Below are 13,344 nucleotides of genomic sequence, written 5' to 3'. Positions count from 1 at the left end.
GGCCTGGGTGGTCCTCGCCTGGTGCGGAGGTATGGCGCTCACGTTTCTGATGCGGCTGCGGCTGCCCGGCGAGTGGTATCCCGCCGCGCGTCCGGCGGCGCAGTTCTTCCATTGGGACGGCCAGGTCAACATGGCGGTGGCCACCGCACTCGCGCTGACGGGGGGCGCTCTGCTGCGCCGCAGGCCGCTGCCGGCTCTGGTCCTGCTGCTCGCCGCATCCGTTGTCGGCACGATCCCCCTGGGCGTGGCGGAGATCCCGCTGCCCCAGTTCCTCGCGGCCGAGGTCGCGGTGTTCTTCATCGCCATCGGACGGCCGCGCGCGACCGGCGTCGCCGCCGTCGGCATGAGCCTCGCCGTGCTGGGCGGCTATCTGGCGGTGCGGCTGCTGTGCGGGTGGCCGATCGCGGCATCGTCCGAGGCGGCCGTGGCCCTGACGACCGTCATCGCCTGGCTGCTCGGCAACTCGGTGGGCGAGTCCCGTGAGCATGCCGAGGAACTGCGCGCCCGCGCCGCGACCCAGGCCGTCACCGACGAGCGGCTCAGGATCGCCCGCGAACTGCACGACATGGTCGCCCACAGCATCGGCGTCATCGCGCTTCAGGCCGGCGCCGCCCGGCGGGTGATCGACACGCAACCGGAGCGGGCACGGGACGCGCTCGGGGAGATCGAGACGGCCGGCCGGGAGACGCTGTCCGGGCTGCGCCGGATGCTCGGCGCGCTGCGGAGCCCCGAGCAGAGGCGTCCCGCGCGGCCCGGACCCCTGGAACCGGCACCTCCGGAACCGGAACCTCTGGAACCGGGGCATCTGGAACCGGGTTTCGGCCTCGCCGACGTCGACCGGCTGGCCGCCACGACGACGCAGGCGGGCGTACGGGTCGACGTACGCCGGTTGGGGGAGCCTCGTCCACTGCCGCCGGAGATCGACGTGTCGGCCTACCGCATCGTCCAGGAGGCCGTCACCAACGTGGTGCGTCACGCCGGCACGACCTCCTGCCGGGTGTCCATCGACTACAGGGACGACGAGGTGCGCATCGAGGTTCTCGACGACGGGCGCGGCGGTGACACCGGGGGAGGTTACGGCCTGATCGGGATGCGCGAGCGGGTCGGCGTCCTGCACGGAACCTTCGCCGCCGGGCCGCGGCCGGAGGGAGGCTTCCGGGTCGAGGCCCGGCTGCCCGTGCCCGCGGGAGTCCGATGACCGTCCGCGTGCTGCTCGCCGACGACCAGCCTCTGGTCCGCGCCGCCCTGCAGATGGTCATCGCCGACGCGCCCGACCTCGACCTGGCCGGAGAGGCGGGCACCGGCGCGGAGGCGGTGCGGATGGCGGAGGACATCGGGCCCGACGTCGTGGTGATGGACATCCGCATGCCCGGCATGGACGGCATCGAGGCGACCCGGCTGATCACCGCGGGCTGTGGCGCCCAGGTCCTCGTCCTGACGACCTTCGACGACGACGAGTACGTCTTCGGCGCGCTGCGCGCCGGGGCGTCCGGGTTCCTCGTCAAGGACATGGCCCTGGACGACATCCTCGCCGCGATCCGGGTGGTCGCCGCGGGCGAGGCCCTGATCGCCCCGCGCGTCACCCGCCGGCTGATCGAGGAGTTCGCGGGCCGTCCCGTGCCCGGCCCGCGGCCCGGGCGGGTAGCAGGGCTCACCGAGCGGGAGGCCGAGGTGCTCACCCTCGTCGGGCGCGGCCTGTCCAACGCGGAGATCGCCGCCGAGCTGTTCATCAGCGCCGCCACCGTCAAGACGTACGTGACGCGGCTGCTCGCCAAGCTCGGCGCCCGCGACCGCGTGCGGCTCGTCATCACCGCCTACGAGACGGGCCTCGTGTCCCCGACCCCCTGAGCGGGAAACACCGAGCTCCCCGAGGGTGAGCGGGAAACACAGCGGCCCGGCGGGGGGAGTGGTTCCCCCTGCCGGGCCGCTTCGTGCCGGTCGGTCAGATGCCCGTCAGTGGAGCTCCTTGCGGTCGCCGGCGCCGACGCCCGCGTGCTCCTCCTCGTGGGCCTCCTCGTGATGGCCGTCGGTCAGCGGCACCCGGTCGGTCCCGTACGCCTGGCTCATCTTGGCGCGGAGCCGGCCGATCGCGCTGCGGGCGCCCTTGGGCGGGATGCCCTCGCCGTCCTCGGCGCTTGTGAGAACCGGGATCTCCTTCTTGCCGCGGATGTGCTCGGCGATGTCCTCCGCCGCCGGCGTGTGGACCTCGATGTACTGGCCGTTCGGCATCCGCTTGATGACGCCGGACTCCACGCCGTGGGACAGCACCTCGGCGTCCTTGCGCTGGAGGCCGATGCACATCCGATAGGTGATCCAGTACGCGATGGCCGGGCCGACGAAGACGGCGATCCGCCCGAACCAGGTCGTCGTGTACAGGTCGATGTGGAAGTTCGCCGAGATCTCGTCGTTGGCGCCCAGCAGCCACAGGATGCCGTAGAACGTGATGCCCGCCATGCCGATCGAGGTGCGGTGCGGGTTGTTGCGCGGCCGGTCGGCGACGTGGTGCTCGCGGCGGTCGCCCGTGACCCACTGTTCCAGGAACGGATACAGCGCCAGGCCCGTCATGACGATGCCCAGCGGCACGAGCGCCGGGATCAGCACGCTCAACGGCAACGTATGGTCGAGGAAGTTGATCTCCCACGACGGCATGAGGCGGAGCGAGCCCTCCAGGAAGCCCATATAGAAGTCGGGCTGCGAGCCGGCCGAGATGTCCGCCGGTGTGTACGGCCCGAACAACCAGATCGGGTTGATCTGGGCGAACGTGCCGAGCAGCGCGATGACGCCGAACGTGAACAGGAAGAACGCGCCCGACTTGATCATGAAGGCGGGGTAGAACGGCGCGCCCACCACGTTCTTGTCGGTCCTGTTCTTGCCCGGCATCTGCGTGTGCTTCTGCACCCACATCAGGATCATGTGGGCCGAGATGAGCGCGAGCAGGATGCCCGGGATCAGCAGGATGTGGATCGTGTAGAACCGCGAGATGACGTCGTGACCCGGATACTCGCCGCCGAACAGGAAGAACGAGATGTAGGTGCCCACGATCGGGAGCGACAGGATGACGCCCTCGGTGATTCGCAGACCCGCACCGGAGAGCAGGTCGTCGGGGAGGGAGTAACCGGTGAGGCCCTCGAAGAGCGCCAGCGAGAGCAGGAGGATGCCGATGATCCAGTTGAGCTCACGCGGCTTGCGGTACGCCCCGGTGAAGAAGATCCGGAGCATGTGGACCATCATGCCGCCCACGAACAGCAGCGCCGCCCAGTGGTGGATCTGCCGGATCAGCAGACCGCCACGGACGTCGAAGCTGATGTGCAGCGCCGAGGCGTAGGCCTCCGACATCTTCACGCCGTACAGCGGGGCGTAGTTGCCCGTGTACGTGACCTCGCCCATGCTCGGCTTGAACCAGAACGTCAGGAACGTACCGGTCAGCAGCAGGATGATGAACGAGTAGAGCGCGATCTCCCCCAGGAGGAACGACCAGTGGTCGGGGAAGATCTTCCTCAGGTTGCGCTTGAGGAAGTTCCCCGCGCCGATGCGGTCGTCGACGAACGTCGAGGCGCCTGCGATGGCCTTCGGGGGAGCGTTCATGATGCGTTCTCCCTAGCTTCGGCTTCAGCGTCGCCACGCTCCCAGAAGCTGGGACCGACGGGGACCTTGAAGTCGGACTTCGCGACGAGGTAGCCCTCCCCGTCGATTCCGATGGGGAGCTGCGGCAGCGGTCGGGCGGCGGGGCCGAAGATGACCTTCGCACCGTCCGCGGCGTCGAAGGTGGACTGGTGGCACGGGCAGAGGATGTGGTGCGTCGTCTGCTCGTAGAGAGCCGCGGGGCAGCCCACGTGGGTGCAGATCTTGGAGTAGGCGACGATGCCGTCGTGCGTCCAGTTCAGGTTCGTGCCGGACTTGAGCTCCTCCGGACGGAACTTGAGCAGGATCAGCGTCGCCTTGGCCAGCGCGTTCAGGTCCTCCTCGTAGCCCTCGGGGACCACGGAGAGGATGCCGCCGGGCGAGTTGAAGTCGGCCGCGCGGATCGGCTGGCCGGTGCCCTCGACGACGAGGCGGCGCGGCTTGCCGTCCTTGGTGGGCTCGCCCCAGGCGGTGCGCCTGAGCACGGTCCCGGGGAGCGGGCCGAGGTCCTTCAGCAGCACCAGCGGGGCCAGGCCCAGCGGAGCGGCGGCCAGCAGCAGCGTGCGGCGCAGCAGCTTGTGCTTGACGAAGCCGCTCTCGTCGGCGCCCTGGAGGAAGGTCTCCTTGACGTGCTCACGCGTGTCGTCGTCGGAGCGCATCTCGTGGCGCTCCTGGACGAGGTTGTACTTCGGCATGATCTGCCGCACCCAGACCGTGAGGCCCGCGGCCAGCGCGATCAGGGCCACGGCCATGGTGCCGCCGAGCGCGTAGTTCGACGTGGCCGTCTTGCCGATCGAGCCGACCTGGAAGATCACGTACGAGGCGATGAAGCCGGCCCCGGCCAGGAAGGCGATCAGGAACAGCAGCGCGACGAGGCGCTCGGCCCTGCGGGCCTTGACGGGGTCCTGCGGGATCACGCCGGGAACGCCCTCGGGGGCGTGGATCGAGTCGTTGTCGACGATCGGCGCGTCAGCGGACGGCGTGCCGAGGACGCGCGTCCGCACGCGGCCGCTCTCGGGGTACTCGTTCTGCTCTGTCATGCCGCCCGTCGCTTCTTCGCTGTGATCCAGATGGAGGCCAGGATCAGGAGGCTGAGACCCACGATCCACGCTACAAGGCCCTCGGTGACGGGGCCGATACGGCCCAGACCCGAACCGCCCGGGTCGACCTGCGACCGCACGTGGGTGATGTACGCGATCATGTCGCGCTTCTGCTCCGGCGTGATCGTCGAGTCGTTGAACACCGGCATCGCCTGCGGGCCGGTGGCCATCGCCTCGTAGATCTGCGTCGGCGTCGCCGGGTTCAGCGACGGCGCGTACTTGCCGTAGGTCAGCGCGCCGCCGGCGCCCACGAAGTTGTGGCACTGGATGCAGTTGGCGCGGAAGAGCTCGCCACCCTTGGCCGGGTCGCCCTTGGCCGGGTCGACCTGCTCGGCGCTGGGCACCGTCGGGCCGCCGCCCAGCGACTGCACGTACGCCGAGAGCTGGTCGACGGCCTCGTCGGTCGCCCACTCCGCACGCGGCTTGCGCGGAGCCTGGGGACCCGCGTCGGCGGCCGGCATGCGGCCGCTGCTCACCTGGAAGTTCACGGCGGCGGCTCCGACGCCGATGAGCGTCGGAGCCTTCTTGGTGCCCTCGGCGTTCATGCCGTGGCAGCTCGCACAGTGCGCCACGAAGAGGCTCTTGCCCTGCGCCACGTCGTCGGCCTTGCCGGACGCGATCGCCGCGTCCGCGGTGCTGCCGTTCGGCGCCGCGAGCGCGTAGCCGCCGCCGAGCAGGCCCAGCGCGAGCGCCACGACGGCGACTCGCGCGAGGGGATGGCGCCGTCGGGCGGTGATGGAGTTCACCGAAATCCCCGTTCCGATCATTTGATGATGTAGATGGTCGCGAAAAGGCCGATCCAGACCACGTCGACGAAGTGCCAGTAGTAGGACACGACGATCGCGCTGGTCTGCTGCTCATACGTCAAGCGCTTCGCGGCGTACGTGCGTCCCAGGATGAACAGGAACGCGATCAGACCACCCGTCACGTGCAAGCCATGGAAGCCCGTGGTCAGGTAGAACACCGAGTCGTACGGGGAGTGCGAGAGGACGTGGCCCTCGCGCGCCAGGTTCCCGTACTCGTAAAGCTGTCCGCCCACGAAGAAGGCGCCCATCAGGAAGCTTACGACATACCAGAATCGCAGCTTCTTGACGTCGCCTCTCTCCACAGCCCACACGCCCAGCTGGCACGTGACACTCGACAGGACCAGAACGGTCGTGTTGAAGGTCGCGAACGGGACTTCGAGGTGCGCCTCGGGCCAGTGCGTGCCCTGCCCGAGGCTGACCGACCGGATGGTGAAGTACATCGCGAACAGCGCCGCGAAGAACATGAGCTCAGAGGACAACCACACGATGGTCCCGACCTGAACCAGGTTCGGCCGGCTGGACCCGTGCGGTCTCGTCGTCGTAGTAATTGCGGATGCTGTCGCCACGCCCAGCATTATTGCGGCTCCCCAGGTCGGGTCGCCCCACGACCCCCCGCTAGGGTCCATACGCGCCCACGAAACGGGCATGTCATCGCAATCGCCCCGGGGCTGCGAGCCCTGCAGCCGCGCCGGTAGCATCACGATGACCATACCCCGCGATTCGACAGTGAGCGTGAAATGAGGGTTCTCGTCTACAGCGACGACGCAGGCACCCGCGAGAAGGTGCGGCTGGCCATCGGGCGGCGCCCCGCCGCTGACGTGCCCCTCGTCGAGATCGTCGAGTGCGCGACCCAGCCGGCCGTGATCAAGCACCTCGACTCCGGCGACATCGACGTCGCCGTCCTCGACGGCGAGGCGCAGCCGGCCGGCGGCATGGGAGTCAGCCGGCAGGCCAAGGACGAAGTGCACAACTGCCCGCCGATCCTGCTGCTCATCGCCCGCAGGGACGACCGCTGGCTGGCCAACTGGTCCCGCGCCGACGCCGTCGTCGCGCAGCCCATCGACCCCGTCATCCTCGCCGAGGCCGTGGCCGACCTCATGCGGCGCCGTCTCAGCCTCACCCAGGCGCACTGAACCTGGGGCGTCGGCACCGGGCGTACCGACGTCGGGCGCGCCCGGTCCGGGCCCAGGCGTAACCGGCCCGCCCGGCCGAGGCCGGGCCCGGGGCGTCACCAGGCCCACCCGGCCCGGGCGTCACCGGCCCTCGCTTCACCCGGGCACGCCGACGCCGCCCAGTCGCACCGCATCGCCGACCCGCCGACCCGACCCCACATCGAATCCCGCGGAGCCCACCATGGACACGCGCACCACCTGGCCCTCCACGCTGAACGCCCTGCTGGCGGGCGAGAACCTGACGGCCGACGAGACGGCCTGGGTGATGGGGGAGATCATGTCGGGGTCGGCGACCCCGGCGCAGATCGCCGCCTTCGCCGTCGCCCTGCGGGCCAAGGGCGAGACCGTCGCCGAGGTGACGGGCCTCGTCCGCACCATGTTCGAGCGCGCCACCCCGCTCACGGTCGAAGGGCCGGTTGTCGACATCGTCGGCACCGGCGGCGACCGGGCGCACACCGTCAACGTCTCGACGATGGCCGCGATCGTCGCGGCGGCGGCCGGGGCCCGGGTCGTCAAGCACGGCAACCGGGCCGCCTCCTCGCTGTGCGGCGCGGCCGACGTGCTCGAGCACCTGGGCGTCGCCCTCGACCTGTCGCCGGAGACCACCGCCAGGGTCGCGGTGGAGGCGGGCATCGCCTTCTGCTTCGCGCCCGTCTACCACCCCGCGCTGCGCTTCACCGGGCCGCCGCGCAAGGAGATCGGCGTGCCGACGGTGTTCAACTTCCTGGGGCCGCTGGCCAACCCGGCGCGTCCCGCCGCCCAGGCCATCGGCGTGTTCGACGCGCGCATGCTGCCGGTCATGGCCGGGGTCTTCGCCGAGCGCGGCGTGTCGGCGCTCGTCTTCCGTGGCGACGACGGCCTGGACGAACTGTCCACCGCGGCCCCGTCGGCGGTATTCGTCGTCCGGGACGGCACCGCGACCCAGACGACGATCGACCCGGCCGACCTCGGCATCCCCCGCTCCCAGCCGGGCGACCTGCGCGGCGGCGACGTCGAGTTCAACGCGGCGGCGGTCCACGACCTGCTGCGCGGCAAGACCGGGCCGGTGCGCGACGCGGTGCTGCTGAACGCGGCGGCCGGCCTGGTCGCGTACGACGGCCCGGGCGACGACCTGACCGGCGACCTGCGTGCGGCCTACACCCGCGCGGCCGAGGCGGTCGACTCGGGCAGGGCCGCGCAGACCCTGGAGCGCTGGGTCGAGATCAGCCGCACGCTCGGCGGTAAGGCCTGATCGCGCTCCTGATCCGGATCGCCTCCACCGCTGGAGGGACCAGGCGTCCGCCTTGATGGGGACGTGCCGGGTTCGGCCTGAGCCGTACCGTTCCCGCCATGATTCGCCTGTTCGCCCTTCGCGTCATCCACCGCTGGGCCGCGTTGGCCCGCGGCGGGATGAACACGCTCGCCGCCGGTCTCCGCGGCGCGCCCTCCGCCGGTTCTCGCCCTGCAGCGGTCTCCCGGGGACGGGACCGCGGCAGGGGCGGGCGGCAGGTCCGGGTGGAGGGCGGGGACGGCGCGTGGCCCGGGCGTCCCACTCACCTCGCCGCCGATGACGACGTCGTCTGGGAACGCCTGCGGATCGCCTCGGAACTGCACGACCTGGTGGCCCACGACCTGAGCGTGATGACGCTGGGAGTGGGGGCAGGCCGGGTGATCATGGACAAGGACCCGGAACGGGCGCGGCAGACCTTCCGCGAGGCCGAGGAGTCGGGCCGCCGGGTCCTGTCCGACCTGCGCCGGATGATGGGCCTGCTGCGCACGGACGGGCAGCACCGCGGTCCCCAGCCGGGCCTGGGGGACCTGCCCGCGCTGATCGACGACTTCCGCGCGAGCGGGCTCGCCGTATCGTTCGCCGAGGCCGGAGGCCGGGGGAGCGGCCCCACGCTGGAACTGTCGGCATACCGCATCGTGGAGGAGACGCTGGGCAACGCCCTGTGGTACGGCATGGCCCGCACGGCGACGGTCACGCTGCGGTGGCTGCCCGCCGTCCTGGAGGTCGTCGTCCACGACGACGGGCTGCCCCGCGACCGGCTCGTCAGCACCTGGGAGCGCGCGGCGCTGTTCGGCGGCTCGGTCGCCGCGCACCCGCTCCCGGGCGGGTTCGAGGTCCGCGTCCGGCTGCTACGTCCGGCCTGATCCGCGGCGCACCCGCTCCCGGGCGGGATCAGTCCGCGTCGGCGAGGCCGATGGAGAAGGCCGCCTCCAGGTCGTGGCGGGAGTAGGTGCGGAAGGCGATGTGCGTCTCCGTGTGGCGCACGCCGGGCACCTTGTTGACACGGCCGGGCACGACCTCGGCCACCTCGTCGTACCGGCCGACCCTGACCATGGCCAGCAGGTCGAACTCGCCGGTGATCGAGTACACCTCGCTGACGCCCTCGATCTCGGCGATGGCCTCGGCGACCTCGGGGATCCTGTCGACGTCCGCCTTGATGTGGACGATCGCGGTGACCATTCGCGTCTCTCCTGCTGTCTCGCGGCTCGGGTCTGTCGCCCCCGACCTTAGTGCCACTCCCGGCGCGTCACCGCAGAGGCCGTCCCTCGCGGCGGTCGCCGCGCTGGTGCCGGTAGGCGCGCTCGATGCGCTCGACCAGCCGCCCCGCGCCGTACGCGGGAAGGCTCCACGTGCCGTCGACCTGGACGAGGCGCACGCCGGGGGAGTCGAGCCAGCGCAGCACGCACTCGGTCTCCTCGGCGCTTGCGGCCGGGGTGGGGCCGGGGCCGGGGATGACCGTCTCCGCCGTGGCGACCAGCGCGTCCACGTACGGCGTGGGGTGGGCGCCCCGGGGCATCACGCCGGCCGCGGCGAGCCTGCCGTGACGGATGACGTGGATGTCCCAGCCGCCGTCGAAGGCGGGGCTGGCCGCGACCATCTGCGGGATGCCGGTCAGCGAGCGCAGGCGCTGCATGCGCGCGGCGGTCCTGACGTAGGCCGCGAGCCGGTCCCGGTCGACGGCCGCCTCCTCGTATCGCTGCTCGGCCGACAGGCGCCCCATGCGCGCCTCCATCGCCGAGAAGACGGCCTCGCCGTCGAGCTCCATCGCGTGGCGGGCGCGCCGGACGTGGCGGGCGTAGCCCTCCTCGCTCTCCCGGCCCTCGCAGGGCGCGCCGCAGCGGCCGATCTCGGCGAGCGCGCAGGCGGGGCGCCGCACGCGGGCCGACAGCCGTTCGGTGCACTGGCGCAGCGGCAGCGCCTCGTGCATGGCGGTCCGCGCGTCGTCGGCGGTGCGGCTGCTGCCGAACGGGCCGAGGTAGGTCGCGCCGTCGTCCTTCACCTCGCGCACGACGCTGAGCCGGGGGAACGGCTCGTCGGTCAGCTTGAGCCAGACCGCCCGCTCGGGGAAGCGGGACCGCCTGTTGTAGCGCGGCTTGGTCGCCCCGATCATCCGCAGTTCGCGGATCTCCGCCTCCAGCGCGGTGGCGCAGACGATCGTTCTGACCCGCTCGGCGATGCCGACCATCTCGCGGATGCGCGAGCGGGTCTCGCTCGCGGTGAAGTAGCTGCGCACGCGGTTGCGCAGGTTGGAGCTCTTCCCGATGTAGAGCGCCTCGCCCTTGGCGTCCTCGAATATGTACACGCCCGGCGCGCCGGGCACCCCGTCGGCGAGGTGGCGTTTGCGCTGCTGCTCCGGGGTGGGGGCGCGCACGAAGCCGCGCAGGTCTTCCAGCGTGTGCACGCCGAGCGACCCGACCCGCGCGATGAGGCCGTGCAGCACGTCGACCGTGGCCTTCGCGTCGGCCAGCGCCCGGTGGCAGGGCTCGGTGGAACTGCGGAAGACCCGCGCGAGGGTGGCCAGCTTGCAGTTGGGGGTCTCGTCGCGGGTCAGCACACGGCGCGCGAGGTCGGCCGTGTCCACCACCGGATTGACCGGGGGCGGGTAGCCGTTGACCTGGCACGCCGCCTTCAGGAACGACATGTCGAACGGCGCGTTGTGCGCCACCAGCGCCGCCCCGGCGACGAACTCCAGGAAGCTCGGCAGCACCTCGGAGAACTTCGGCGCGGCCACGACCATCGCGTCGGTGATGCCGGTCAGCACGGAGATGAACGGCGGGATCGGGCCGCCGGGATCGACCAGCGTGGCGAACTCGCCGATCACCTCGCCGCCGCGCACCTTCACGGCGCCGATCTCCGTGATGGCGTGCTCCGCGGACGACCCGCCGGTGGTCTCCAGGTCGAAGACGACGAACGTCACCTCCCGCAGGGGAGTGCCGAGCTCGTCCAGCGTGCCCTGTACCGCATCCACGCCCATGACCATAGAAGTCCCGACCGACAATTGCCGCCCCCGCCCCATGGGAAGGTCAAGAAAGGGCCGGGTGCGGGGCTACGCGGAGGCCGCTCCGGCGCGCCACTCGCGGGCCAGCATCGCGTAGATCAGCTCGACGCTCCACGCGCCGGCGAAGAACTCGTTCTCCACCAGGCGGGCCTCCAGCCGCATGCCGAGCCGCTCCATGAGGCGGGCCGAGGAGGTGTTGCGCTCGTCGCAGTTGCCGTGCACGCGGTGCAGCCCGAGACCCTCGAACCCGATCCGCAGGATCTCGCGGGCCGCTTCGGTGGCCAGGCCGCGGCCCTGATAGGCGGGGTTGAAGACGAAGCCGATCTCACCCTGGCGGTGTTCGCGGCTGCGGAGGAACAGCGTGAGGTCCCCGATCACGGGCCCTCCGTCCGGCAGCGCGACGGCCACGCTGAGCACGTCGCCGTCATCCCCGAGCGACGCGCAGGCGATCTTCCGGTCGAGCGCGGCCTTCGTCTCCTCCCGCGTACGGGCGTCCCAGTAGAGGTATCTGGCCACCTCCGGCAGGGAGTGGAAGGCGTGCAGGTCGTCGAGGTCGGCCTCGGTGAAGGGGCGCAGGACCAGCCGGGGGGTCGTGATCGGGTACGGAGGGGTGAACACGCCGCCCAGCGTACGGACAGGGGCCGGGCGCTCGCCAACGGGTTGTGCCTCCCCCGGCCCCGCCGCGGGGCATGGTCACAGATCATGAACGCGACGTGGACACGATGCGACGGCCGTACCCTTGAAGGAAGACAAGAACAAGGGAGTGTCTCGCAGATCTTGCCGTGTGAGGGCGGACCGGTGGGCGGTCCGCGAGGCGCGCGCCTCGCGGACGGCGGGCATCGGGGGACGTTCTCGCACTCGGGGGCGACAGCACCGCGAGGCGCCGCAGGGGCGACCGCAGTGGGCAGAAGATCTGTAGGACACGGCCGAGGAGCGACGAGATGAGTTCAGCCGGAGAAGGCCTGTCTCGTCCGTTGCCCGAACAGGTCCGTTTACACGTGGTGGAGGTCGCGGCACAGGTGCTGGGCTCGACGCCCGCCGCGGCCGTGCCGCCGCCGTTGCGCAACATCGCCAGGTTCGACCCGCGCAAGCGCGCCCGTCTGGGCAGCGCGCCGATCGCGGCCCAGCTGGAGAACGACAAGGAGTTCCGCGAGCGGGTGGCCGAGACGGTGGAGGCCGCCTGGCCCGAGCTGGTGGCGAGCCTGGCCGAGGGCACGGTGCCCCCCGCGGCCGAGCCGGTGCTGGTCGCGGCGGCGGCCTACCTGACTCGCCCGCCCGGCTGGCCGGACCTGGTCGAGCAGGCGCGGACCGACCTGGAGCAGGCCGCCGCGGCGGGCACCCAGCGGGAGCAGGCGGAGACGCGACTGCGCGAGCAGCTCGCGGCGCAGCGTGCCTCCGCCAAGGAGGAGATCGACCGGGTGCGCGAGCAGCTCAAGGCGGCCCGCGCGGAGAATTCCGACCTGCGGCGCAAGCTGCACGACGCCCGCGAGCGGGTCAGGGCCGCCGAGGCCAGGGCGGCCGAGCTGGAGGCCGAGACGGCCGAGGCGCGGGCCAGGGCCGCGAGCGCCAACGGCACGGCCGAGACCGAGCTGCGCCGGCTGAGGGAGCGCCTGGCGGACGCCGAGCGCCAGCTGGAGGCCAGCCGCAGGGCCGCCCGCGAGGGCCGCAGCATCGAGGACGCCCGGGTCCGGGTGCTGCTGGACGCGCTCCAGGACGCCGCCGCCGGGCTGCGCAAGGAGCTCGGCCTGCCCACGACGATCAGCAGGCCCGCCGACTACGTGAACGCGGTCGTCCCGGGCGAGCTGGGCGTGGCGGCCGTGCCCGCGCGGGCGCTGGCCAACGACGACCCCCAGCTCCTCGACCAGCTCCTGGCCATCCCCCATCTGCATCTGATCGTCGACGGCTACAACGTGACCAAGACCGGTTACCCGTCGCTGACCCTCGCCGACCAGCGGGCCCGGCTGCTGACCGGGCTCGGCGGACTCGCCGTGCAGACGCGGGCGGAGGTGACGTGCGTGTTCGACGGCGCCGAGCTGAACGGGCCCGTCCAGGTGTCCGCTCCGCGCGGAGTGCGGGTGATGTTCAGCGCGCCCGGGGAGATCGCCGACGACCTGATCCGCACGCTGGTGCGTGCGGAGCCGCCGGGGCGGGCCATCGCGGTGGTCTCCTCCGACCGGGAGGTGGCCGAGTCGGTGCGCCGCATGGGCGCCCGGCCGGTGCCCTCGCTCCTGTTGCTGCGTCGTCTCGGCCGCGGCTGAAGCGCCGTACGCGCGCTCCGGCCCCACGCCGTCACCCTGGGTGATGACTGCCGCGAATACCTGCGAATAGGTTGAAGCATCAAGATCGCCTAGATAGAGTCGCGCCGCAGGTTTCGTTG

Annotated in this window: 13 protein-coding genes; 6 read left to right on the top strand and 7 right to left on the bottom strand. The window is 71.7% G+C overall.

From position 1 onward, the window contains the following. The first annotated feature begins 31 nt into the window (after positions 1-31). Entirely contained in the window at positions 32-1,198 is a 1,167-nt protein-coding gene (locus tag ACQEVJ_RS31300; RefSeq protein WP_433107267.1) for a sensor histidine kinase, read from the top strand. After that, the gene (locus ACQEVJ_RS31295) at positions 1,195-1,848 is read left to right on the top strand and encodes a response regulator (RefSeq protein WP_433107265.1); all 654 of its coding nucleotides are present in this window, start codon (positions 1,195-1,197) and stop codon (positions 1,846-1,848) included. The genes ACQEVJ_RS31300 and ACQEVJ_RS31295 overlap by 4 nt, the downstream gene beginning before the upstream one ends. A gap of 105 nt (positions 1,849-1,953) precedes the next feature. Here the strand turns inward: ACQEVJ_RS31295 and qcrB are convergent, their stop codons facing one another. The 4 genes from qcrB to ctaE are packed head-to-tail and all read right to left on the bottom strand — an operon-like array spanning position 1,954 to position 6,102. Continuing rightward, positions 1,954-3,585, bottom strand: coding sequence for a cytochrome bc1 complex cytochrome b subunit (qcrB, locus tag ACQEVJ_RS31290; protein WP_433107263.1), 1,632 nt, complete (start codon positions 3,583-3,585; stop codon positions 1,954-1,956). Beyond that, entirely contained in the window at positions 3,582-4,661 is a 1,080-nt protein-coding gene (qcrA, locus tag ACQEVJ_RS31285; RefSeq protein ID WP_433107261.1) for a cytochrome bc1 complex Rieske iron-sulfur subunit, read from the bottom strand. Before qcrA ends, qcrB begins: the two co-directional genes overlap by 4 nt. Next, complete coding sequence (gene qcrC, locus ACQEVJ_RS31280; RefSeq protein WP_433107259.1) at positions 4,658-5,467, bottom strand: cytochrome bc1 complex diheme cytochrome c subunit; 810 nt, start codon at positions 5,465-5,467, stop codon at positions 4,658-4,660. The genes qcrA and qcrC overlap by 4 nt, the downstream gene beginning before the upstream one ends. Positions 5,468-5,484: 17 nt before the next feature. Then, positions 5,485-6,102 (bottom strand): aa3-type cytochrome oxidase subunit III, encoded by a 618-nt coding sequence (gene ctaE / locus ACQEVJ_RS31275; protein WP_193203051.1) that lies wholly within the window; start codon positions 6,100-6,102, stop codon positions 5,485-5,487. Between the two features lie 162 nt (positions 6,103-6,264). On the opposite strand from ctaE, the gene ACQEVJ_RS31270 reads away from it, so the two are divergent. From ACQEVJ_RS31270 to ACQEVJ_RS31260, 3 genes are all read left to right on the top strand, one after another. Then, positions 6,265-6,660: a hypothetical protein gene (locus tag ACQEVJ_RS31270; protein ID WP_433107257.1), complete on the top strand. Its 396-nt coding sequence runs from the start codon at positions 6,265-6,267 to the stop codon at positions 6,658-6,660. Positions 6,661-6,880: 220 nt separating this feature from the next. Continuing rightward, positions 6,881-7,930 (top strand): anthranilate phosphoribosyltransferase, encoded by a 1,050-nt coding sequence (gene trpD, locus ACQEVJ_RS31265; protein ID WP_433107256.1) that lies wholly within the window; start codon positions 6,881-6,883, stop codon positions 7,928-7,930. 98 nt (positions 7,931-8,028) lie between these two features. Next, positions 8,029-8,832, top strand: a complete 804-nt coding sequence (locus tag ACQEVJ_RS31260; protein ID WP_433107254.1) for a sensor histidine kinase — start codon at positions 8,029-8,031, stop codon at positions 8,830-8,832. Positions 8,833-8,860: 28 nt separating this feature from the next. Here ACQEVJ_RS31260 and ACQEVJ_RS31255 read toward each other — a convergent pair whose 3' ends face one another. The 3 genes from ACQEVJ_RS31255 to ACQEVJ_RS31245 form a co-directional block, all read right to left on the bottom strand. Further along, complete coding sequence (locus ACQEVJ_RS31255; RefSeq protein WP_079313341.1) at positions 8,861-9,148, bottom strand: Lrp/AsnC family transcriptional regulator; 288 nt, start codon at positions 9,146-9,148, stop codon at positions 8,861-8,863. A 67-nt stretch (positions 9,149-9,215) separates the two neighbouring features. Next, the gene (locus ACQEVJ_RS31250; RefSeq protein ID WP_433107252.1) at positions 9,216-10,943 is read right to left on the bottom strand and encodes a DEDD exonuclease domain-containing protein; all 1,728 of its coding nucleotides are present in this window, start codon (positions 10,941-10,943) and stop codon (positions 9,216-9,218) included. 72 nt (positions 10,944-11,015) lie between these two features. Next, positions 11,016-11,585 (bottom strand): GNAT family N-acetyltransferase, encoded by a 570-nt coding sequence (locus ACQEVJ_RS31245; RefSeq protein ID WP_433107250.1) that lies wholly within the window; start codon positions 11,583-11,585, stop codon positions 11,016-11,018. Positions 11,586-11,908: 323 nt separating this feature from the next. On the opposite strand from ACQEVJ_RS31245, the gene ACQEVJ_RS31240 reads away from it, so the two are divergent. After that, on the top strand, positions 11,909-13,225 hold the full coding sequence (locus tag ACQEVJ_RS31240) for an NYN domain-containing protein (RefSeq protein WP_433107248.1): 1,317 nt from the start codon (positions 11,909-11,911) through the stop codon (positions 13,223-13,225). Positions 13,226-13,344: the final 119 nt, after the last annotated feature.

It is taken from the genome of Microbispora sp. CA-102843 (genome assembly GCF_050936215.1).
In the GTDB taxonomy this organism is placed as follows: domain Bacteria; phylum Actinomycetota; class Actinomycetes; order Streptosporangiales; family Streptosporangiaceae; genus Microbispora.
This window is presented reverse-complemented; position numbering and strand designations above follow the sequence as displayed.

Bases quoted from the DNA above. Each gene is read 5' to 3' on its own strand.
- ACQEVJ_RS31260 (WP_433107254.1), top strand. From the start codon at position 8,029: ATGATTCGCCTGTTCGCCCTTCGCGTCATCCACCGCTGGGCCGCGTTG.
- ACQEVJ_RS31270 (WP_433107257.1), top strand. From the start codon at position 6,265: ATGAGGGTTCTCGTCTACAGCGACGACGCAGGCACCCGCGAGAAGGTG.
- qcrA (WP_433107261.1), bottom strand. From the start codon at position 4,661: ATGACAGAGCAGAACGAGTACCCCGAGAGCGGCCGCGTGCGGACGCGC.
- ACQEVJ_RS31295 (WP_433107265.1), top strand. From the start codon at position 1,195: ATGACCGTCCGCGTGCTGCTCGCCGACGACCAGCCTCTGGTCCGCGCC.
- ACQEVJ_RS31250 (WP_433107252.1), bottom strand. From the start codon at position 10,943: ATGGGCGTGGATGCGGTACAGGGCACGCTGGACGAGCTCGGCACTCCC.
- trpD (WP_433107256.1), top strand. From the start codon at position 6,881: ATGGACACGCGCACCACCTGGCCCTCCACGCTGAACGCCCTGCTGGCG.
- ACQEVJ_RS31300 (WP_433107267.1), top strand. From the start codon at position 32: ATGGCGCTCACGTTTCTGATGCGGCTGCGGCTGCCCGGCGAGTGGTAT.
- ctaE (WP_193203051.1), bottom strand. From the start codon at position 6,102: ATGCTGGGCGTGGCGACAGCATCCGCAATTACTACGACGACGAGACCG.
- ACQEVJ_RS31255 (WP_079313341.1), bottom strand. From the start codon at position 9,148: ATGGTCACCGCGATCGTCCACATCAAGGCGGACGTCGACAGGATCCCC.
- ACQEVJ_RS31240 (WP_433107248.1), top strand. From the start codon at position 11,909: ATGAGTTCAGCCGGAGAAGGCCTGTCTCGTCCGTTGCCCGAACAGGTC.
- qcrB (WP_433107263.1), bottom strand. From the start codon at position 3,585: ATGAACGCTCCCCCGAAGGCCATCGCAGGCGCCTCGACGTTCGTCGAC.